Raw genomic sequence first — 18,869 nt, forward strand, 5'->3', positions numbered from 1 at the left:
GCATATGGCGACTTTCGTAGGACCATACTGCACAATGGTGAGCGAACAAGCCTACTGCTTACTCCTCCGACATTGCCATTTGTTGACCACTGGTCTTTAGTCTCGCCGAGGCTGATTTGGGGGACATCGAAAATTGAACCAGCAGGCATTGTCGGCATTCATCTGGTCCGTGGCGGACCTCCTTAGGGGCGACTACAAGCAGGCCGACTACGGCAAGGTCATTCTTCCCTTCACCGTGCTGCGGCGTCTGGACTGTGTACTGGAGCCGACCAAGGAAGCGGTGCTGGCGGAACATGCGGCCAAGACTGCCCAAGGCATGAACCCCGAGCCCTTCGTTCTGCGGAAGGCCGGGCAGACCTTCTACAACACCTCAAAGCTCGACATGCGCAAACTGATGGGCGATCAGGACAATATCGCCCAAAACCTGTTCGCCTACATCCAGGCCTTCTCGCCGGATGTGCGCGACGTCTTCGAGCGGTTCGAGTTCGCGGTACAGGTGGACCGCCTCGCCAAGGCAGGGCTGCTCTATCAGGTCACCGAGAAATTTGCTCGCATCGATCTGCACCCCAGCAAGGTCGACAACCACCAGATGGGCCTCGTGTTCGAGGAACTGATCCGCAAGTTCGCGGAACTCTCCAACGAGACCGCTGGTGAACACTTCACGCCGCGCGAAGTCATCAGGCTGATGGTCAACCTTTTGTTTGTCGAAGACGACGCCATCCTGTCGAAGCCCGGCGTGGTGCGAACCATCTACGACCCTACAGCGGGCACCGGTGGGATGCTTTCGGTGGCCGGTGAGCATCTCGTCGAACACAACGATAAGGCCTCGCTCGTCATGTACGGGCAGGAGCTGAACCCGGAGTCTTACGCCATCTGCAAAGCGGACATGCTTATCAAAGGGCAGGATGTCGCCAACATCGTCTTCGGCAACACCCTGTCCGACGACGGTCATCCGCACGAAAAGTTCGACTACATGCTTTCCAATCCGCCCTTCGGCGTCGAGTGGAAGAAGGTCGAGAAAGCTGTCCGCAACGAGTATGAGAGCCAAGGGTTCAACGGTAGGTTCGGTCCCGGATTGCCCCGGGTTTCCGATGGATCGCTGCTGTTCCTCTTGCATCTTATTTCCAAGATGCGACCAGCGGTCGATGGCGGCAGCCGCTTCGGCATCGTGCTGAACGGCTCGCCTTTGTTCACCGGGGGGGCGGGCGGCGGCGAAAGCGAAATCCGCCGCTATGTTCTGGAGAACGATCTGGTGGAAGCTATCGTCGCTTTGCCGACCGATATGTTCTACAACACCGGCATTTCCACCTATGTCTGGGTGCTGTCGAACCGCAAGCCCGTTCACCGCAAGGGCAAGGTGCAGCTCATCGACGGCTCGAGTTTCTGGCGCAAGATGCGCAAGATCCTCGGCTCCAAGCGGAAGGAAATGGGCGACGACGACATCGCCACCGTGACCAAATTATTTGGCGGTTTCCATCAGGCGAAACTTGCAACCGTGCTGGACGCGAATGACAAAGAAATGGCGCGGCAGGTCGTGCTTGAGGGGGAACAACCCCCGGCAACGCCCGACGGTGGCAAATTAAAGCTTGCTCCGCTGTCGTTGATCTTCTCAAACGAGGACTTTGGCTACCGCACCATAACCGTCGAGCGCCCATTGCTTGATAAGCGGGGACGCCTTGTCCTCGTCGAGCGCGGCAAGAACAAGGGCAGACCCCAGGCTGACAGCGCCCTCAGGGACACCGAGAACGTGCCTTTGGGCGAGGAGGTGGATGCATATTTTCGACGTGAGGTTCTGCCTCACGCAGAGGATGCATGGATCGACCACGAGAAGACGAAGGTCGGCTACGAGATCCCTTTCAACCGGCACTTCTACGTTTTCGAGCCGCCACGCCCGTTGGCTAACATCGATGCGGACCTGAAGCAGGTTACTGATCGCATCCTAACTATGATCGGGGAGCTGTCGGCATGATCCCGGCAACTGAGCGTTCCAGCGTTCCGTCGAGAACTTCTTGGATCGGCGACATACCAGAAGGTTGGTCCATTAAAAGGTTTCGATACGTCTTCGGAGAAAGTTCTGAGAAGATTGAGACGGAAATTGTGGGTGAGATGCTCTCCGTCTCCGGATACCGTGGAATTGAAATAAAGGAATACGACGACGACAACCGTCGCCGGTCGGCTGACGACTTAGTTGGCTATCGCATTGTTCGACCCGGGCAACTGGTCGTTAATACGATGTGGCTCAACTATGCAGGCCTTGGAGTATCTGCTTTTGAAGGATATGTAAGTCCTGCATACCGTTCATACGATTTCTTGCAAGACGTTGATCGACGGTACGTCCATTATCTCATGCGATGCTCGATCTATGTCCAAGGTTATACACGATTATTAACAGGCATTAGACCAAATTCGCTGCAAATGAGCAGAGAAGACCTCATGGACTTCCCGCTGCTCCTGCCGCCTCTCTATGAACAGGCTGCTATAGTCGCGTTCCTCGATCGCGAAACGGCCAAGATTGATGCGCTGGTGGAGGAGCAGAAGCGATTGATCGAATTGCTCAGGGAGAAGCGCCAGGCCGTCATTTCCCATGCAGTCACGAACGGTCTGAACCCTATTGTCCCGATGAAGGCCTCGGGCGTCGAGTGGCTGGGCGATGTGCCGGAGCATTGGGACGTGTCGCCGCTGATGCGGTTAACCGCGCCCGGTCGCAACATCATGTATGGCATTGTTTTACCAGGACCTGATGTCGCGGAGGGAGTGCCTATCGTAAAGGGCGGCGATGTTCGACCGCACAGGCTCCGCATTGATCTACTAAACCGAACTACTGCGGAAATAGAAGCACCGTTTGCGCGAGCCCGCTTGCGGCCTAACGACATAGTATACTCGATACGGGGCTCCATCGGGGATGCGGAGTTGGTGCCGGACGAATTACTCGACGCCAACATCACACAAGATGTCGCGCGAGTGTCTCCGAGGTCCAGCCTTAACTGCCGTTGGTTGCTCTATGCTCTGAAATCGATTGCGGTCTTCGTTCAGTTGGAGCAGCGGTCCCTTGGAGCTGCGGTCCGAGGTATCAATATCTTCGACCTGAAGCGTGCGCGGGTGCCATTGCCGCCCCCACGTGAGCAAGATGAAATAGCGACGTACCTCGATCTACAAACGTTAAAAATTGACGGGCTTCTCGCTGAGGCGGCCTCGGCAATTGACTTACTGACCGAGCGCCGATCCGCGCTTATTTCTGCCGCCGTTACAGGCAAGATCGACGTCCGGCAACACGCGAACGTCGAGACGGCGGCATGAAGCGAACACTCTCCGGACGAATTATTGCGCAATTTACTCCGCCCGCATGGATCGAGAAGCGGATCAAATCGCTTTCGGAAACTCTCGCGGATTGCAAAGACGCCGCGCAGCGCAGACGTCTCAAAGCAGAGCTTTGCCGGTTGCAGAAGACGATGGGCGGCTTAGCTGTCGTGAAGCCGGACAGAAGCCCTGAAGCGTCTCGAGTGCCGCTCCCAAGGTCCTACATCGAGGAACGGCAAGCGAAGATCAAGGAAGGCGAGCGCATTTCCGGTCGCAAGTCGGCCAGAGTTCATTTCGTCCAAGGCGGCGCCCCCGGAAGCGGCAAGGGGAGCAAGGGAAAATGACCCTGCACAAGGAGATCAGCTTCGAGGTCGAGGTCTGCGCCCACCTCGCCGCGAGCGGCTGGCTCCACGACGAAAGCGATGCGGCTACCTACGACAGAACCCGTGCGTTGTTTCCCGCCGATGTCGTAGCGTGGGTCCGGGCGAGCCAGCCGAACGCCTTGGCGACCCTGAGCAAAACCCATGGCGCTGCGGCTGAGCCGCTCCTGCTCGACCGCATCCGCAAGCAGCTCGATGAACGCGGGACGCTCGACGTGATCCGGCACGGCGTCGAGATGATCGGTCTCAGGGCACCCTTGGCGCTCGCACAGTTCAAGCCAGCACTGGCGATGAACGCCGACATCCTCAACCGCTATCAGGCCAACCGGCTGCGTGTCGTGCGACAGGTGCGCTATTCCCTTGCCAACGAGAACGCCATCGATCTCGTGCTGTTCCTCAATGGGTTGCCGGTCGCCACGGTCGAACTGAAGACGGACTTCACACAATCGGTCACCGACGCGGTAGACCAGTATAGGTTCGACCGCAGTCCGAGCCCCAAGGGCCAGAACCCCGAACCCCTGTTGAACTTCCCGAGTGGGGCTCTGGTTCACTTCGCTGTCAGCAACGCCGAAGTGATGATGACAACAAGGCTTGAAGGCCCGCAGACGCGCTTCCTGCCCTTCAACAAAGGCAACGGCGGCGGCAAGGGAAACCCGCCGAACTCCAAGGGTCATCCCACAGCCTACTTGTGGGAGGACATCTGGCAGCGGGACTCTTGGCTGGAAATCCTCGGGCGCTACATGGTGGCCGAGCGGGACACGAAGAAGAAGATCAAGGGCATCATCTTCCCGCGCTTCCACCAGCTCGACGCCACGCGCAAGCTTCGCGCTTCGGTGTTGGCCGAAGGGGCTGGCGGCAAGTACCTGATCCAGCACTCGGCTGGCTCCGGCAAGACCAATTCCATCGCATGGACCGCGCACTTCCTCGCCGATCTGCACGACGAGAAGCACCAGAAGGTCTTCGACACGGTTCTGGTGGTTTCAGACCGCAACGTCATTGACACGCAATTGCAGGAAGCGATCTTCAATTTCGAGCGCACCACCGGCGTCGTCGCGACGATCAAGAGTGAGAGCGGCGCGAAAAGCGGACAATTGGCGGAGGCGCTGGCTGGGGGCAAGAAGATCGTCGTCTGCACCATCCAGACCTTCCCATTTGCCCTTAAGGCCGTGCAGGACTTGGCGGCATCGCAGGGCAAGCGCTTCGCGGTAATTGCCGATGAAGCGCACAGTAGCCAGACAGGGGCGTCTGCAGCTCAGCTGAAGGCCGTGCTTTCCCCTGAGGAACTTGACGATCTCGGCGACGGCGGCGAAGTCAGCAACGAGGACATTCTCGCCGCCCAGATGGCCGCGCGAGCGAGCGTCAAGGGCATTACCTACGTTGCCTTCACCGCCACACCCAAGGCCAAGACACTGGAGCTTTTCGGTCGCCGCCCCTTTCCCGATCAGGCGGCCAGCGAGACCAACCTACCCGCCGCCTTCCACGTCTATTCCATGCGACAGGCCATAGAGGAAGGTTTCATCCTCGACGTGCTGCGCAACTACACGCCCTACAGCCTGGCCTTCAAGCTTGCCCATGAGGGCAAGGAGCTGGACGCCACCGAGGTCGAGCGCAGTGCTGCGGTCAAGTCGCTGATGCGCTGGGTGCGGCTCCACGACTACAACATCAGCCAGAAGGTACAGGTGGTGGTCGAGCACTACCGGTCGCTGGTACAGCCGCTGCTCGACGGCAAGGCCAAAGCGATGGTGGTGGTGGGTAGCCGCATCGAGGCCGTGCGCTGGCAACTCGCCATCAACAAATACATCAAAGAGAAGGGCTACAAGCTGGGGACGCTGGTGGCGTTTTCGGGTGAGGTCAACGACCAGACAAGCGGGCCGGACCTTTTCAGCGAGACCAGCAAGGAGATGAACCCCGGGTTGAACGGTCGCGACATCCGCGAGGCCTTCAAGTTGCCCGAGTATCACATCCTGCTCGTGGCCAATAAATTCCAGACCGGGTTCGATCAGCCCCTTTTGTGCGGCATGTATGTCGACCGGCGGTTGGCAGGCATACAGGCGGTGCAGACACTATCGCGGCTCAACCGAGCGCATCCCGGGAAAGACACGACCTATGTCCTCGACTTCATCAACAGCAGCGACGACATCCTCAAGGCTTTCCAGACCTACTACGAGACTGCCTCGTTGGAGAATGTGACTGACCCCAATCTCGTCTTCGACCTGCGGGCCAAACTGGACGCCTTGGGGTACTACGACGATTTCGAGGTCGAGCGGGTGGTCAAGGTCGAGCTGGACCCGACATCAAAGCAGGGCGACCTCCTCGCCGCCATCACGCCTGTCACTGATCGGCTCTTGCGCTCCTACAGGGATGCTCAAGAGCGGTTGCGAATAGCCAGGTCGAAAGATGATGCCAAGGCGGCCAAAGACGCTCAGGACACGATGGATGCTCTCGTGCTGTTCCGTGCCGACATGGGCGCGTTCGTTCGCCTCTATGCGTTCCTGTCCCAGATATTCGACTACGGCAACACCGCTATCGAAAGCCGCCATATCTTTTACCGCCGCCTCATCCCGTTGCTGGAGTTCGGACGCGAGAGGCAGGAGATCGACGTGTCAGGGCTGGTGCTGACCCACCACAAACTGGCCGACAGGGGGAAGCGCACGCTGGTGCTGGGTGGAGAGGGCGAGAAGCTCCAGCCGATTTCTGAAACCGGGTCAGGTTCAATTCAGGAGAAGCAGAAAGCGTTGCTGGCGGAGATCGTCGCCAAGCTCAATGACTTGTTTCAGGGCGATGTGACCGATGATGATCAGCTCATCTACGTCAACAACGTCATCAAGGGCAAACTGATGGAGTCTGACACGCTCGCCGAGCAAGCCGCCAACAACACCAAGGAGCAGTTCGCCAATTCCCCGGATCTGTCCAAAGCTATTCTCGACGCCATTATCGACGCCTTCGAGGCGCACCAGACTATGAGCAAGCAGGCGTTGGACTCTGCAAAAATCCGAGAGGGTCTTAAGGACGTTCTGCTGGGACCGGGGCAGCTTTGGGAAGAGCTGAGGGAAACGCGCGAGCATCAGGGGAGCAACGATGTATAGTTATGACTGGACACCAGCGATCGCACTGGTCGGATTGCTCCTCGCATTCATTCAATGGCTCATTTCGCTAAGCAAAGCAAAACGGGAGCGCGACAGCGACCTGACCGGTTGGGGCAGCGACGTTATTGACCTGATGGCTGAGCTTGAGACCCACTGCGATCCGATAGTTAAAGATGGAACTCTCGATAGGACTGCTGTGGAACGGCTCAGCTTTCAAGCCAGCGCACTGGTCGACAAAGGGCGCTTGTTCTTTCCAAACGTGAAGAACCGATGGCGGCCGCAGGACGATGGCATTCGAACAAGCATTTTGGATGAAGTTCTACGAGCCTGCTACGCAGCGAGATACCTGGCTGCGCATGGAAGGAGCACGCACAACCGCCTGCATCGGGAACAGGTCTGGGCGATGCGCAAGCGCTTTGTCGAGTTGCTTCAGAAAGAGATGGGCCCCTCTCTTCGGAAAGTTGGGAAAGACCAAATTGGTCAACATGTCTCGATCGATCCAGCGCAGTGGCTAACGTATCGAAGAGAACTTGTAATGGCGGGCGACCTGAATGGCCCAAAGCCGACTACCGGCGCTTGAGTGGATGGAACGTTAGCTGGGCAGGGCTTTGCCAGGTCGTCTATGGCCAAAGTGGAATAGCGGCCATCAAGCAACGATTGGCGTGCCTGAAATTGTCCAGCTGTCCGGCAAACCCGTAGACAGCCTTTTCGCCATGGAGATAGTTGTTGCGCAGCCGGTGTATTATTAGGAGCAGCGCGATCAAACGTTGGCGAGAGTTGACCGCAGCCCCCTCAAAAACCGGCTTCACATGATGCTGCCAAGCCTCGTTGGTCAACCGAAGATCGTTGAAGTGTTTGGTCTGATAGCCGCCATGGTAAAATCGAGCTTGGTAGTAAGCCAAGGCTTCAGTGAAGGGCACAGAGATCGGGTTAACGAACGGCGCCAAACCGGCCACGGCAGCCACGATGGATTTCACGTTCGCTTCCTTGCCCGTCGCTGAAAGCTCAAACAGCGCCCACAACACGGGAAAGTCCCTGATCGCGATCTTCTCTGCGGTAGTCAAATCCGACCACCCGTACGCATTCTTGCTAAGCCATACCCCGACGTTCATTGCGCGCCCCATTCAACCTCAGGCTCTTACTTTGCGTGGCGCCGCTTTGGCGATGGCCTTTTTAGGCGCAGCTTTTCCGGCTGCGGCTTTGGCGGCCGCTGCTTTGGGCGCGGCTTTTGCAGCTACTGCCTTGGCTTTGGCGGCTACGGGTTTGGCTGCGGCTTTGGCGGCTGCGGGTTTGGAAGGCGCGCTTTCGATCCTGGCGTAGGGCTTCTCAGGGCGAAGCTTGTACGCAATCTTTTGCTCAGTAGTTCGCGTTATTACATCCCTACCCCGCATGGTGATGTCTTTCGCCGACTTTCCAGTTCGAGTCAGCTTTGATGCGGGCGGGCCCGGTGGGGGCTCTGGCTGAGGAGGAAATGGAATTGCGGGAACAGAGGTTGCTGAAAGTGCCGGGATAGTGATTGGCGAGAGACTATCTTGTCGAACCTCTTCGGTCGTCCTGAGTTGCTCAACAACCGAAAATTTCGTGAAGCGCACCATAAAAAGCCCAACAACAAACAAGACGACACCAGGAGGTGCATCTGTAAGGTTCGTCTCGAACCCGATCATTTTCGCTACGAAGGAAGTTTTCCCGAGTGCGCCATAAAGGGCGAGAACCCCGCCAACAATTATCGCCGTGAAGCCCAGAAAGAGGCCACAAACGGAATACGCGAATTTCAGCTTTATCCCAAGTCGATGGATTTCGTCGACCAAATCACGCCCCCCAGCTGTTGCAGGAAACGGTAGCACGAAAATTACTTGCTACACAGATAGTGCGTCAACCATAGCGCATTACTCCTGTACCGGCGCTACAAGGATTAAAAGTCATAGACATCGAGCGACGCCAGACGTTCATCGGTCGGACATTTTGCGAAAAAAATTTGCTTCGGTATTGCTTAGTGCACTCCAACCTCAAGCCCCCCGTGGGGGTACCCGCCCGTTAGGAGAAATGGCAACCGGACGATTTGATTTCCACAAACCCAGCGATTGGGCTGTCAGGTCCACGACGATGCCCTTCATCCCCATATCAGGAGCCGAAACCCGCGTTTCAAGCCATGCATTTTTCGCATTCCGTAAAATAAAAGCTAAGTCTGGCACAAGCTCTGAGCTTGCGGTTTTGACATGACGACAACGGGGCCTTCACAGGCCCCGTTTTCTTTTCCAGGACGGTCCACTACACACCCGCATCGGCACCTCGCGGCCTCGTATCCGGGGCAGATGCTCTCCCTAAAACATCGTCAATCACTTTGAACCGCAGATGAACGCCGGCATCAGAGCCGGTTCAGTCGCATCAGGGCATTTTGATGGCGTGCTCAAGGAGACACCACGCAAATGCTCGCTCGCCGCTTCACCATCGTCTGCCTGTTGATGAGCCTGTTCGGCATGTTCTTCGCCATTCTCGTGGCCGAAGCCGGCCGTCCGGCCCGCTCCTGGGATGCAGCCAGTTCCAACGCCTGCCAATTCGATTGCATGAACCATTTCCGCCGCTGAACCGACAGAGACCTGAGACCAGAAAGAAAGCCAAGACCATGAACCGCATCGCCGCCAACGCCCTCAAGACCCTCCGGCTTCTGCCGCGGGCGGCGCTCGTCCTGATCGTGCTGTCGGCGCCGGTCCTGGCCATGCCGATGATGCGCGCCGGTGACGACACGACGATCGACGCGCCGGCGACAAAGAAGCATGGCGTTGGCTTTGTCTTGCTGGTCAGCCTGCAGCGCGGGTAAGGTGTGCTGATGTTCAGGTGAGGCCGGCCTGCAAATGGCGGCCTTCTGCGCTTCCGGCCTTCGCCGGCCGAAGCACTTATAGGTGCCATGGCAGTTAAGGCTACGGCCGGCGAAGGCCGGTGCTCACGTACTCAAGTACGCTCCGCTCCGGTTCTCGAAAGCCACCATTTTCGACTCGGCCTGACCTGAATCTCAGCACACCTTGGAGCGTGGACGAATAAATCGACGACTTGGCTGCCTCGGTGGCCACCTCCCCCTCCCAAGTGCTGTCCTGAGTCTCTATATTGAGCCATGGAAAAGCGAATCTACCCACAAGCTATCGAATCGGTCGTCATGCCGGAGCCTTTCGGCAAGAAGAGCTTCGACGACGCCAAAAAGGCCGTGGCCGCCTTGCAGGCGCTCTACGACCGCAACACCAAATTCCTGCGTGACTCCTTTGCGGCACTTGCCGCCGGCGGCGACGAGAGCAAGCGCTACCGCGCCTTCTACCCGGAGATCGGCGTCACCACCAATTCATTCACCCAGATCGACTCGCGCCAGGCGTACGGCCACATGCCGACGCCGGGGCATTTCTCGACCACCATCACCCAGCCGGCGCTGTTCGAAACCTATCTCGTCGAGCAGCTTCGGCTGATCATGCGCAATCACGGCGTGCCGGTGACGGTTTCGGAATCAACCACGCCGATCCCGCTGCATTTCGCCTTCCTTGAAGGCACCCATGTCGATGGCGCAGCCGCCGAGCGCATCAAGCGGCCGATCCGCGACCTGTTCGACGTGCCGGATCTCGACGGCACCGACGACCAGATCGCCAATGGCACATTCGAGGTGGCGTTCGGCGAACCGAGGCCGCTGGCGCCATTCACGGCGCAGCGCATCGATTATTCGCTGCACCGCATGACGCATTACACCGCGACCAGCCCGCAGCATTTCCAGAACTTCGTGCTTTTCACCAACTACCAGTTCTACATCGATGAGTTCGTCGCCCGCGCGCGGGCGCAGATGGCGGAAGGCGGCCACGGCTATACCGAATTCGTCGAGCCGGGCAATGTCGTCACCAAGGCGGGGCAAAGCGTGCCCAGCGAAGGCGTGGCGGCGCCGCGCCTGCCGCAGATGCCGGCCTATCATTTGAAGAAGCCGAACCATGGCGGCATCACCATGGTCAATATCGGCGTCGGCCCGTCCAACGCCAAGACCATCACCGACCATATCGCCGTGCTGCGGCCACATGCCTGGCTGATGCTCGGCCACTGCGCCGGCCTGCGCAACACACAGGCGCTGGGCGACTATGTGCTGGCGCATGCGTATGTCAGGGAAGACCATGTGCTGGATGACGACCTGCCGGTGTGGGTGCCGATCCCGCCGCTGGCCGAGATTCAGGTGGCGCTGCAGGAGGCGGTCGCCGAAGTCACCGGGCTTTCCGGCTACGATCTCAAGCGCATCATGCGCACCGGGACCGTCGCCACCATCGATAACCGCAACTGGGAACTGCGCGACCAGCGCGGGCCAGTCCAGCGGCTGTCGCAGTCGCGCGCCATCGCTCTCGACATGGAATCGGCCACCATCGCCGCCAATGGCTTCCGCTTCCGTGTTCCCTACGGCACGCTTTTATGCGTCTCCGACAAGCCGCTGCATGGCGAATTGAAGCTGCCCGGCATGGCGACCGAGTTCTACAAGCGGCAAGTGGCGCAGCATCTGACCATTGGCATCAAAGCGATGGAGAAGCTGGCGGAAATGCCGATGGAGCGGTTGCATTCGCGCAAGCTGAGAAGCTTTTCGGAGACGGCGTTCCAGTAGACTGGCTTCAGGTAAATGTTAGCCGCGAGGCGTTTCGTCATCTTGATTGGGCCGCATTTGCGCCGATAACAGGCCTGACACCTCGGCAATCAAAACCCGGTCTGATGGCACGCGTGCGAAACATGATGGCTTCGATGGCGTTCCTGGCAATGCTCGGCATCTCGGCCGCGCTTGTAGCCGGGTTCTTTGGCACACTGCATCCGGCCTTCGATTCCTTCGCCCATTTCCGCATCCATCTGGCCGTGCTGATGGCGCTGATTGGGCTGCCGCTGCTTGCCACCTCGTTTCGCCTGCAGGCGGGTGTGGGCCTGCTCCTCGCCGTGGCCGCCTTCGCCAGCACGTTGAGCACCTTGCCGCGCCTGTGGCCGGTGCAGGCCGCCGGTGACGCCGAGCCCGGCAACGAGATGGTCTACCGGCTGCTGCAGATGAACCTGCGCTTCAACAATCCGACGCCCAAGAAGGTTCTCTCGCTGATCGGCCGCACCAACCCCGACGTGATCACGCTCGACGAAGTATCGGCGATGTGGGCAACCGAACTCGGCTATATCAGCAGCGCCTATCCCTACCGCATCCTGTGCGCCTATCCCAACGGCGTGTTCGGCGTGGCGCTCCTGTCCAGGCGGCCGTTTGCCGTTGGTACCGAACCATACTGTGAACCGCGCGGTGCGATGGCCACCGCCACCGTTGATTTCGGCGGCATCGGCGTTGATGTCGCCGCGATCCATCTGAGCTGGCCGTGGCCGAAGGAGCAATACTGGCAGATCGGCGAGTTGACCAAGACGCTCACTTCGCTCGGCGAGACGGCGATCATGGCCGGCGACTGCAACGCCGTGCCGTGGAGCGCTGCGGTGCGGCGTGTCGCCTCGCTCGGTGGACTGACTGTGATGCCATCGGCCGGGCCGAGCTGGATTCACCGGACGCTGCCCGACTTCCTGCGCCGCTATGCCGGCCTGCCGATCGACCAGGTGTTCTCGAGGGGCAAGGTGACGATCCTGTCGTCAACCCGGCTGGAGGACACCGGCTCGGACCACCTGCCGGTGATGGTGGAGTTTTCGCTGAAGCGCGACGAGACCAAGCCGGCCGACGAGGACGCCACAGCGACCGTGTCGCTGATCCGGCCCGGCATGCGCAGCTAGATCAACACGTTACGGGCTTGAGGTTTCACAAGCCCACCAGGGCCTCGATAATACGCTCGACATGGCCGCCTTCACTGTGCTCGCGCGCGTCGAAGGCGATCTGTTTTGCCTCGTAGAGCTTGGAGGTGGCTTGCAAGCGCCGCTTGGCTTCGACGCGCGTCTTATTGCATTGCGGATCGTTGGCAAATTTCAGGCCGCGAACCGACCGCTCAGCGGCCTGCATCATCTGCCCGGCGATACGGCCATGGGTTCCTTCATGAGCGAGAACGCCAGTGAAAAACCGGTTCCAGCGTTTGTGCAGCGCCGGCGTGACGGCCGAGGCCACGCGCGGATAGGTGTAGGTGATGTTGAGCGTTCCATTGGCCTGGCGCAGGCGGCAGACGCCGTTGGCCTGGCCGAGATCCAGGTTCCAGTCCGCGGTGTAGCTTGTCTGCGCGATGGCGTGGGTCATGAAACCGTGCTTGGGGCCTCTGCGGTTCATGGCGATGACCAGACCGGCACCTGTGGTGCCGGTGATGTCATAGGTCCGCGTCTTGACGACGGTTTTCACCCCCGCCGACGCCGTCCCGACGGTGCCGCAGGCCGCGCCTATGACGGCGACGCAAAACAAGACCAACACCCGCATGCCATTCTCCCACATGGACCCGACAATGAGACCACAAGCAGATGACGGTTTCAACAATCATGGCGCCGAGCGCCTTACATGCCTTGGTAACCGGCCCCGCGCCGGTATCTTTGCCGGCAGCGGCCAAGGCAGCCCCTCACATGCCCTGGTAGACCGGCCCCTCGCCACCTTGTGGCGGCACCCAGTTGATGTTCTGGTTGGGATCCTTGATGTCGCAGGTCTTGCAGTGCACGCAGTTCTGCGCGTTGATGACGAAGCGCACGTCCTTGGCGGCCGGATCGGCGGCGGCATTGCCATCCTTGTCGACCCATTCGTAGACGCCGGCCGGGCAATAGCGGGTCGACGGGCCGGCAAAGACGTCGTGCTCGGAGCGCTGCTGCAGGGCCATATCGGCAACCAGCAGATGCACCGGCTCGTTTTCCTCATGGTTGGTGTTGGACAGGAACACCGAGGATAGCCGGTCGAAGGTCAGCACGCCGTCCGGCTTGGGATACACGATCTTCTCGTGCTGGGCGGCCGGCTCCAGCGTCGCATAATCGGCCTTGCCGTGCTTCAGCGTGCCGAAGGGCGAGAAGCCGAACAGCGTGTTCAGCCACATGTCGAGACCGCCGAGGCCGATGCCGAGCACAGTGCCGAAACGCGACCAGAGCGGCTTGACGTTGCGGACCTTCTTCAAATCCTTGCCGATATCGGTTGCCCGCCAGGCGTTCTCGTAGGAAGTGAGCTCGTCATTGGCGCGGCCGGCGCCGATCGCTTGCGCGACATGTTCGGCCGCCAGCATGCCGGACAGCACCGCATTGTGCGAACCCTTGATGCGCGGCACGTTGACGAAGCCCGCCGCACAACCCATCAGCACGCCGCCGGGGAAGGACAGTTTCGGCACTGACTGCCAGCCGCCTTCGGTAATGGCGCGCGCGCCATAGCCGATGCGCTTGGCGCCCGCGAAGGTGCCCGATATCGCCGGATGCGTCTTGAAGCGCTGGAATTCCTCGAAGGGCGACAGCCAGGGATTCTTGTAGTTGAGGTGGAGAACGAAGCCGACCGCCACCTGATTGTCCTCGAGATGGTAGAGGAAGGAGCCGCCGCCGGTCTTCAGGTCGAGCGGCCAGCCGAAGGAATGCTGCACCAGGCCCGGCTTGTGGTTCTCCGGCTTGACCTGCCAGAGTTCCTTGAGGCCGATACCATATTTGCCGGGTTCGCGGCCGTCGGACAGCTTGTATCTGGCGATCAATTGCTTGGACAGCGAACCGCGCGCGCCCTCGCCGATCAGCACATATTTGCCCATCAGCGCCATGCCCGGCGCAAAGCCCGGGCCATGCGTGCCGTCCTTTTCGACGCCCATGTCGCCGGTGATGACACCGGTGACGGCGCCGGCATCGTTGTAGACGAGGCTGGCGGCAGCAAAGCCCGGATAGATTTCGACGCCGAGCGCTTCGGCCTTGGTCGCCAGCCAGCGGCAGACATTGCCGAGCGAGACAATGTAGTTGCCGTGATTGTTCATCAGCGGCGGCATCAGGATGTTGGGCAGGCGAAACGAGCCGGCGGGACCGAGAACCAGGAAATGGTCCGCGGTGACCGGCGTCTTGAAGGGGTGGCCCTCTTCCTCGCGCCAGCCGGGTAACAGGCGGTCGATGCCGATGGGATCGACGACTGCGCCGGACAATATGTGGGCTCCAACCTCGCCGCCCTTTTCCAGCACAACGACGGAAAGCTCGGGATTGACCTGTTTGAGACGGATCGCTGCGGCAAGGCCCGCCGGGCCGGCCCCGACGATGACCACGTCGAATTCCATGCTCTCGCGTTCGATCTCGCTCATCAACCCCTCCGCACTGGCTAGCCGTTTCCGGGCATTTTGCTGGCTCCTGCGCTGCATAGCGCATCAATTCGCGACAGGAAACCGGCGCTGACGTGACAATGCCGTTTTCGCCAAAAAGTCGCGGATAACAACTCTGCCGCAAGCCTTTTGCGCGCGGCCGAGCTCAGCTCCCCATATTTTAATTGTTCGACGGCTCGCTTATCGGCCATACTTCTGCCCATGCGCACGCCGTCCGGCTTTTCATTGACGCGCTTTCCCCTTCCGCCCGGCCGGACCTGCCGAGCGCTCCTTCTCGCCCTTTCGGTGCTCGCGCCGGTTGCTGCTCATGCCGAGCCGGTGAAGGTGTGGGCGACCGGGGCCTATTCCTTTTCCGACGAGCTTGGCGGTTTCCACATCACCGGCGCCTCGGGCACCGGCACCAAGGACGACCCGCTGATCATCTCCGAGGAGCTGAATTCGTCGACGCCGGTGACGCTCACAATCCGCACCACCAAGCCGATCCAGCCGTTCAGCACCAATGGCGAATTCGCCAACGGCGTCCTGTACATGCGCATCGAGGTGCTCAACAACAGCGGCCAGGCCTGGGTCGAATTCCAGTTCGAGCTGCAGGAGATCCTAAACCAGCCGAGCGTGTTCGGCGACGGCCTGTCCTTCGACCAGCGCAACAAGACGCCCGACAATATCGTGTCGAGCGCCTATGCCGATTTCGACCGCGATTTCGAACCCTATGACCGGCTGCTGTTCAAAAACGGCAAGATCGACCCGCTGAAGAGGGGAAGCTTCGAATTTCTGATCACCGACTATACGCCGCGCTGGACGTTTTATCTGGTGCAGGATCCCCGCATACCAACCGGGTAAGGTGCGCTGATATTCAGGTGAGGCCGGCCTGACCTCAATCTCAACACACCTTGGTGCGGAACAGGATCGCCTTGCTTGCAAATTGGCGCTCAGCGGACGAATGTGCCGGCCATGACTGCCGCCTCCCCCAACAACCGATCCGGCCTTGCCGACCTCCTGGCATTCTACGCCAGCGCAGGCGTCGACGAGGCATTGGAAGACGCGCCGGTCAACCGGTTTGCCGAGGCCACGCCGAGGCCGGCCGAGCGCGCGCCCGCGCCAGCCGCGCCGCCTCACGAAAACAATGCACCGGAGCAAGCTGCGGCAACCCCAGGACTGGACGCGAGCCGGGTGCCGGACGCGCCGGCGCGCTCCGTGCCGGCCACGGCGACGGTGCCCGACGAGGCACAGGCGGCACTGGCCCGGCAAATGGCGGCAAGCGCCTCGACACTCGACGCATTGCGCCAGCACATGGCGTCCTTCGACGGCTGCAACCTCAAATTCACCGCCAAGAACCTGGTCTTTGCCGACGGCAATCCGCAGGCTTCGGTGATGCTGGTCGGCGAGGCACCCGGCCGAGACGAGGACATTGAAGGCCTGCCCTTCGTCGGCCGCTCCGGCAGGCTGCTCGACCTCATGCTGGCGGCGATCGGGCTTGACCGGACTTCCGTCTATATCGCCAACGTCATTCCCTGGCGGCCGCCCGGCAACCGCACACCGACGCCGCACGAGACAGAGATCTGCCGTCCGTTCATCGAGCGGCAGATCGAACTGGTCAATCCCAAGGTGCTGATCAATCTGGGCGGCCCATCGGCCAAGACCCTGCTCAACACGAGCGAAGGCATCTTGCGGCTGCGCGGCAACTGGCGGGTGCATACGACGGCGTCCGGCATCGCCATTCCGGCGATGCCGACGCTGCATCCAGCCTACTTGTTGCGGACGCCCGCGCACAAGAAGCTGGCGTGGCGGGATTTCCTCGAGGTGAAGGCGAAGCTGCGGGGATTGGCGTGATTGGCCGATCTCCCCCCTCGTGGGGGAGATCGGATGACCTCAGAGGTAATTGAAATACGCCCCTCCCCGGCCTAATCCTCCGTCATGACAACACTCCAAACCTCAGCCGGAAGCCTGATCCGCGAATGGCGCACGCGGCGCCGCATGAGCCAGCTCGACCTCGCCATGGAGGCCGAGATTTCGCAGCGGCATCTCTCCTTCGTCGAAAGCGGCCGCGCCGCCCCCTCGCGCGACATGGTGCTGCATCTGGCCGAGCAGCTTGAGATTCCGCTCAGGCAGCGCAACCAGTTGCTGCTGGCTGCCGGCTTTGCGCCAAGCTTCAGCGAACGGCCGCTCACCGACGCGACGCTGGCGCCGGCGATGGCGGCGGTCGAGACCGTGCTCAAGGGCCATGAACCATTTCCGGCGCTCGCCGTCGACCGACATTGGAACCTGGTTTCGGCCAACGCCGCCATCGGCCCGTTTCTGGCCGATGTTGCCGAGCCGTCGCTGCTTCAGCCGCCGGTCAATGTGCTGCGCCTCAGCCTGCACCCGAACGGCATCGCCCCGCGCATCGTCAATCTCGGCGAGTGGCGGGCGCATCTGCTGGAGCGGCTAAAACACCAGAACGATGCCGCCGGCGATCCCGTACTGGTCGAGCTGGAGCGCGAATTGCGAACCTATCCTTCCGGCCTCAAGGGCGCGCGACCCGTGCAAGTGGAGCCGAATGGCATCGTCCATCCGCTGCGGCTGGCGCATGGCGATCAGGTGCTGTCCTTCATCAGCACCATCACCGTCTTCGGCACGCCGCTCGATGTGACGCTGTCGGAACTCGCGATCGAATCGTTCTTCCCGGCCGACGAGCCGACGCGAGCGGTGCTGGTGCGGCTCGCTAAAGAACGCGCGCAGTCGTCCTGATCAGCCCTGTGGCGGAGCCGCCTTTCGCGTGCGGGTGCGCTCCAACCCCAACTGGCGCTCGCGCCAGATGATGAAGATGCCGGCGGTGACGACGATCACACCGCCGACCAGCGTGTTGATGGTGGCGATATCGCCAAAGGCGAAATAGCCGACGACCACGCCGAGGATCATCGAGGTATATTCGAACGGCGCCACCACCGAGGCCTCGGCATGGCGGTAGGCGGCCGTCATCAGGATCTGCGCCAGCCCGCCACAGAATCCCGCAGCGACCAGCAGACCGGCCTGCAGCGGTGTCAGCGCTTGCCAGCCGAAGGGCAGCGTAAACAGCGCCATGACGCTCGCCGTCGCCGAGAACCACAACACGATGGTCGCTGTTCGTTCGGTCTGGACAAGATTGCGCACGAGCAGGATGGCATTGGCGGAGATTGCCGCTGAAACCAGCGCCGCTATAACGCCCAGCACCTCCTGGTCACCGAGTGCGGCGCCCGAAGTGAGAAGCGTCAGTTCCGGCCACGAGATGATCAGCACGCCGACGAGACCGACCGCAACCGCGCTCCAGCGATAGATGCGGATGGCCTCGCCGAGGAAAAGCGAGGAGAACACCACCACCAGCAACGGCTGCGCATAGTTGAGCGTGATCGCTTCCGGCAGCGGCAGCCGCGTCAGCGCGAAGAAGCCGAGCCCCATGGCGCAAACGCCGACGACACCGCGCGCAATGTGGTTCAGTGGTCGTTTGGTGGCAAACGCTGTGCCCAGTTTTCTCCTGAAGGCCAGGAAGACGATGATCGGGAAGATGGCGAAGAAGGAGCGGAAAAAGACGATCTGGCCCGCCGGCAAAGTGCCGGCTGCCTTGATGCAGGTTTGCATGCCGACAAAGACCGCCACTGACATGACCTTGAGCATGATCCCGGTCAGCACACGCCCTGGATGATCGGACAGCTTCCCGGCCGCCTCGTCTCTCGGCCCTGAGGTCACGCTCCCGCCGCTTCCCGGATCGTTGCCGAGATGTGCTTCCCACGACACTGCGCGGAGGCGTCCATGCCGAATTTCGGTGTGACGACGGTCATCAAGGCCTCGCGATGAAGATGGAAGGGAAACGCCCCGAAATAGGCATTGGCGCAGTTTTGTCGAGTGACCGTTTCGTGTAAAGAGCGCGCACTTCAGATTTCTTG

General features: G+C 60.6%; 17 protein-coding genes. 12 read left to right on the forward strand and 5 right to left on the reverse strand.

Annotated features, from left to right (window positions below; genetic code table 11):
- Window positions 1-133 precede the first annotated feature (133 nt).
- From AC1D1B_RS09200 to AC1D1B_RS09220, 5 genes are read left to right on the forward strand one after another with little or no spacing between them, the layout of a single operon-like run.
- Window positions 134-1,969 carry a type I restriction-modification system subunit M gene (locus AC1D1B_RS09200; protein ID WP_477331348.1) on the forward strand — a complete coding sequence of 612 codons (1,836 nt, stop codon included), beginning with the start codon at window positions 134-136 and terminating at the stop codon, window positions 1,967-1,969.
- Complete coding sequence (locus tag AC1D1B_RS09205; protein ID WP_477331350.1) at window positions 1,966-3,297, forward strand: restriction endonuclease subunit S; 1,332 nt, start codon at window positions 1,966-1,968, stop codon at window positions 3,295-3,297. The genes AC1D1B_RS09200 and AC1D1B_RS09205 overlap by 4 nt, the downstream gene beginning before the upstream one ends.
- On the forward strand, window positions 3,294-3,641 hold the full coding sequence (locus AC1D1B_RS09210) for a hypothetical protein (protein WP_477331352.1): 348 nt from the start codon (window positions 3,294-3,296) through the stop codon (window positions 3,639-3,641). The genes AC1D1B_RS09205 and AC1D1B_RS09210 overlap by 4 nt, the downstream gene beginning before the upstream one ends.
- A complete protein-coding gene (locus AC1D1B_RS09215) occupies window positions 3,638-6,763 on the forward strand; it encodes a type I restriction endonuclease subunit R (RefSeq protein WP_477331354.1) in 3,126 nt (1,041 codons plus the stop codon). The genes AC1D1B_RS09210 and AC1D1B_RS09215 overlap by 4 nt, the downstream gene beginning before the upstream one ends.
- On the forward strand, window positions 6,756-7,343 hold the full coding sequence (locus AC1D1B_RS09220) for a hypothetical protein (protein ID WP_477331356.1): 588 nt from the start codon (window positions 6,756-6,758) through the stop codon (window positions 7,341-7,343). Before AC1D1B_RS09215 ends, AC1D1B_RS09220 begins: the two co-directional genes overlap by 8 nt.
- Window positions 7,344-7,383: 40 nt before the next feature.
- Here AC1D1B_RS09220 and AC1D1B_RS09225 read toward each other — a convergent pair whose 3' ends face one another.
- Both AC1D1B_RS09225 and AC1D1B_RS09230 read right to left on the reverse strand, forming a co-directional pair.
- Window positions 7,384-7,875, reverse strand: a complete 492-nt coding sequence (locus AC1D1B_RS09225; protein ID WP_477331358.1) for a hypothetical protein — start codon at window positions 7,873-7,875, stop codon at window positions 7,384-7,386.
- 18 nt (window positions 7,876-7,893) lie between these two features.
- On the reverse strand, window positions 7,894-8,571 hold the full coding sequence (locus tag AC1D1B_RS09230; protein ID WP_477331360.1) for a hypothetical protein: 678 nt from the start codon (window positions 8,569-8,571) through the stop codon (window positions 7,894-7,896).
- A gap of 618 nt (window positions 8,572-9,189) precedes the next feature.
- On the opposite strand from AC1D1B_RS09230, the gene AC1D1B_RS09235 reads away from it, so the two are divergent.
- The 4 genes from AC1D1B_RS09235 (at window position 9,190) to AC1D1B_RS09250 (ending at window position 12,511) form a co-directional block, all read left to right on the forward strand.
- Window positions 9,190-9,348 (forward strand): hypothetical protein, encoded by a 159-nt coding sequence (locus tag AC1D1B_RS09235; protein ID WP_477263829.1) that lies wholly within the window; start codon window positions 9,190-9,192, stop codon window positions 9,346-9,348.
- Between the two features lie 38 nt (window positions 9,349-9,386).
- Window positions 9,387-9,581, forward strand: a complete 195-nt coding sequence (locus AC1D1B_RS09240; RefSeq protein WP_477263827.1) for a hypothetical protein — start codon at window positions 9,387-9,389, stop codon at window positions 9,579-9,581.
- A gap of 333 nt (window positions 9,582-9,914) precedes the next feature.
- Window positions 9,915-11,375: an AMP nucleosidase gene (locus AC1D1B_RS09245; RefSeq protein WP_477331362.1), complete on the forward strand. Its 1,461-nt coding sequence runs from the start codon at window positions 9,915-9,917 to the stop codon at window positions 11,373-11,375.
- A gap of 122 nt (window positions 11,376-11,497) precedes the next feature.
- Entirely contained in the window at window positions 11,498-12,511 is a 1,014-nt protein-coding gene (locus AC1D1B_RS09250) for an endonuclease/exonuclease/phosphatase family protein (protein ID WP_477332109.1), read from the forward strand.
- 25 nt (window positions 12,512-12,536) lie between these two features.
- On the opposite strand, the gene AC1D1B_RS09255 is transcribed toward AC1D1B_RS09250, so the two are convergent.
- Window positions 12,537-13,136 carry a DUF922 domain-containing protein gene (locus AC1D1B_RS09255; RefSeq protein WP_477331364.1) on the reverse strand — a complete coding sequence of 200 codons (600 nt, stop codon included), beginning with the start codon at window positions 13,134-13,136 and terminating at the stop codon, window positions 12,537-12,539.
- A gap of 136 nt (window positions 13,137-13,272) precedes the next feature.
- Window positions 13,273-14,952: an electron transfer flavoprotein-ubiquinone oxidoreductase gene (locus AC1D1B_RS09260; RefSeq protein WP_477331366.1), complete on the reverse strand. Its 1,680-nt coding sequence runs from the start codon at window positions 14,950-14,952 to the stop codon at window positions 13,273-13,275.
- Between the two features lie 219 nt (window positions 14,953-15,171).
- On the opposite strand from AC1D1B_RS09260, the gene AC1D1B_RS09265 reads away from it, so the two are divergent.
- The 3 genes from AC1D1B_RS09265 (at window position 15,172) to AC1D1B_RS09275 (ending at window position 17,697) form a co-directional block, all read left to right on the forward strand.
- Window positions 15,172-15,810 carry a hypothetical protein gene (locus tag AC1D1B_RS09265; protein WP_477331368.1) on the forward strand — a complete coding sequence of 213 codons (639 nt, stop codon included), beginning with the start codon at window positions 15,172-15,174 and terminating at the stop codon, window positions 15,808-15,810.
- Window positions 15,811-15,921: 111 nt separating this feature from the next.
- Entirely contained in the window at window positions 15,922-16,800 is an 879-nt protein-coding gene (locus tag AC1D1B_RS09270; protein WP_477331370.1) for a uracil-DNA glycosylase, read from the forward strand.
- An 84-nt stretch (window positions 16,801-16,884) separates the two neighbouring features.
- Complete coding sequence (locus AC1D1B_RS09275) at window positions 16,885-17,697, forward strand: helix-turn-helix domain-containing protein (protein WP_477331372.1); 813 nt, start codon at window positions 16,885-16,887, stop codon at window positions 17,695-17,697.
- Here the strand turns inward: AC1D1B_RS09275 and AC1D1B_RS09280 are convergent, their stop codons facing one another.
- Window positions 17,698-18,600, reverse strand: a complete 903-nt coding sequence (locus AC1D1B_RS09280) for a DMT family transporter (RefSeq protein ID WP_477332111.1) — start codon at window positions 18,598-18,600, stop codon at window positions 17,698-17,700.
- Between the last annotated feature and the right edge of the window lie 269 nt (window positions 18,601-18,869).

This window comes from Mesorhizobium sp. P2_C5_2 (assembly GCF_056404535.1).

What these genes read in the sequence shown, in the direction of transcription:
- AC1D1B_RS09205 (WP_477331350.1), top strand. Translation starts at nt 1,966, where the DNA reads ATGATCCCGGCAACTGAGCGTTCCAGCGTTCCGTCGAGAACTTCTTGG.
- AC1D1B_RS09210 (WP_477331352.1), top strand. Translation starts at nt 3,294, where the DNA reads ATGAAGCGAACACTCTCCGGACGAATTATTGCGCAATTTACTCCGCCC.
- AC1D1B_RS09215 (WP_477331354.1), top strand. Translation starts at nt 3,638, where the DNA reads ATGACCCTGCACAAGGAGATCAGCTTCGAGGTCGAGGTCTGCGCCCAC.
- AC1D1B_RS09220 (WP_477331356.1), top strand. Translation starts at nt 6,756, where the DNA reads ATGTATAGTTATGACTGGACACCAGCGATCGCACTGGTCGGATTGCTC.
- AC1D1B_RS09225 (WP_477331358.1), bottom strand. Translation starts at nt 7,875, where the DNA reads ATGAACGTCGGGGTATGGCTTAGCAAGAATGCGTACGGGTGGTCGGAT.
- AC1D1B_RS09235 (WP_477263829.1), top strand. Translation starts at nt 9,190, where the DNA reads ATGCTCGCTCGCCGCTTCACCATCGTCTGCCTGTTGATGAGCCTGTTC.
- AC1D1B_RS09240 (WP_477263827.1), top strand. Translation starts at nt 9,387, where the DNA reads ATGAACCGCATCGCCGCCAACGCCCTCAAGACCCTCCGGCTTCTGCCG.
- AC1D1B_RS09245 (WP_477331362.1), top strand. Translation starts at nt 9,915, where the DNA reads ATGCCGGAGCCTTTCGGCAAGAAGAGCTTCGACGACGCCAAAAAGGCC.
- AC1D1B_RS09250 (WP_477332109.1), top strand. Translation starts at nt 11,498, where the DNA reads ATGATGGCTTCGATGGCGTTCCTGGCAATGCTCGGCATCTCGGCCGCG.
- AC1D1B_RS09255 (WP_477331364.1), bottom strand. Translation starts at nt 13,136, where the DNA reads ATGCGGGTGTTGGTCTTGTTTTGCGTCGCCGTCATAGGCGCGGCCTGC.
- AC1D1B_RS09260 (WP_477331366.1), bottom strand. Translation starts at nt 14,952, where the DNA reads ATGAGCGAGATCGAACGCGAGAGCATGGAATTCGACGTGGTCATCGTC.
- AC1D1B_RS09265 (WP_477331368.1), top strand. Translation starts at nt 15,172, where the DNA reads ATGCGCACGCCGTCCGGCTTTTCATTGACGCGCTTTCCCCTTCCGCCC.
- AC1D1B_RS09270 (WP_477331370.1), top strand. Translation starts at nt 15,922, where the DNA reads ATGACTGCCGCCTCCCCCAACAACCGATCCGGCCTTGCCGACCTCCTG.
- AC1D1B_RS09275 (WP_477331372.1), top strand. Translation starts at nt 16,885, where the DNA reads ATGACAACACTCCAAACCTCAGCCGGAAGCCTGATCCGCGAATGGCGC.
- AC1D1B_RS09280 (WP_477332111.1), bottom strand. Translation starts at nt 18,600, where the DNA reads ATGCTCAAGGTCATGTCAGTGGCGGTCTTTGTCGGCATGCAAACCTGC.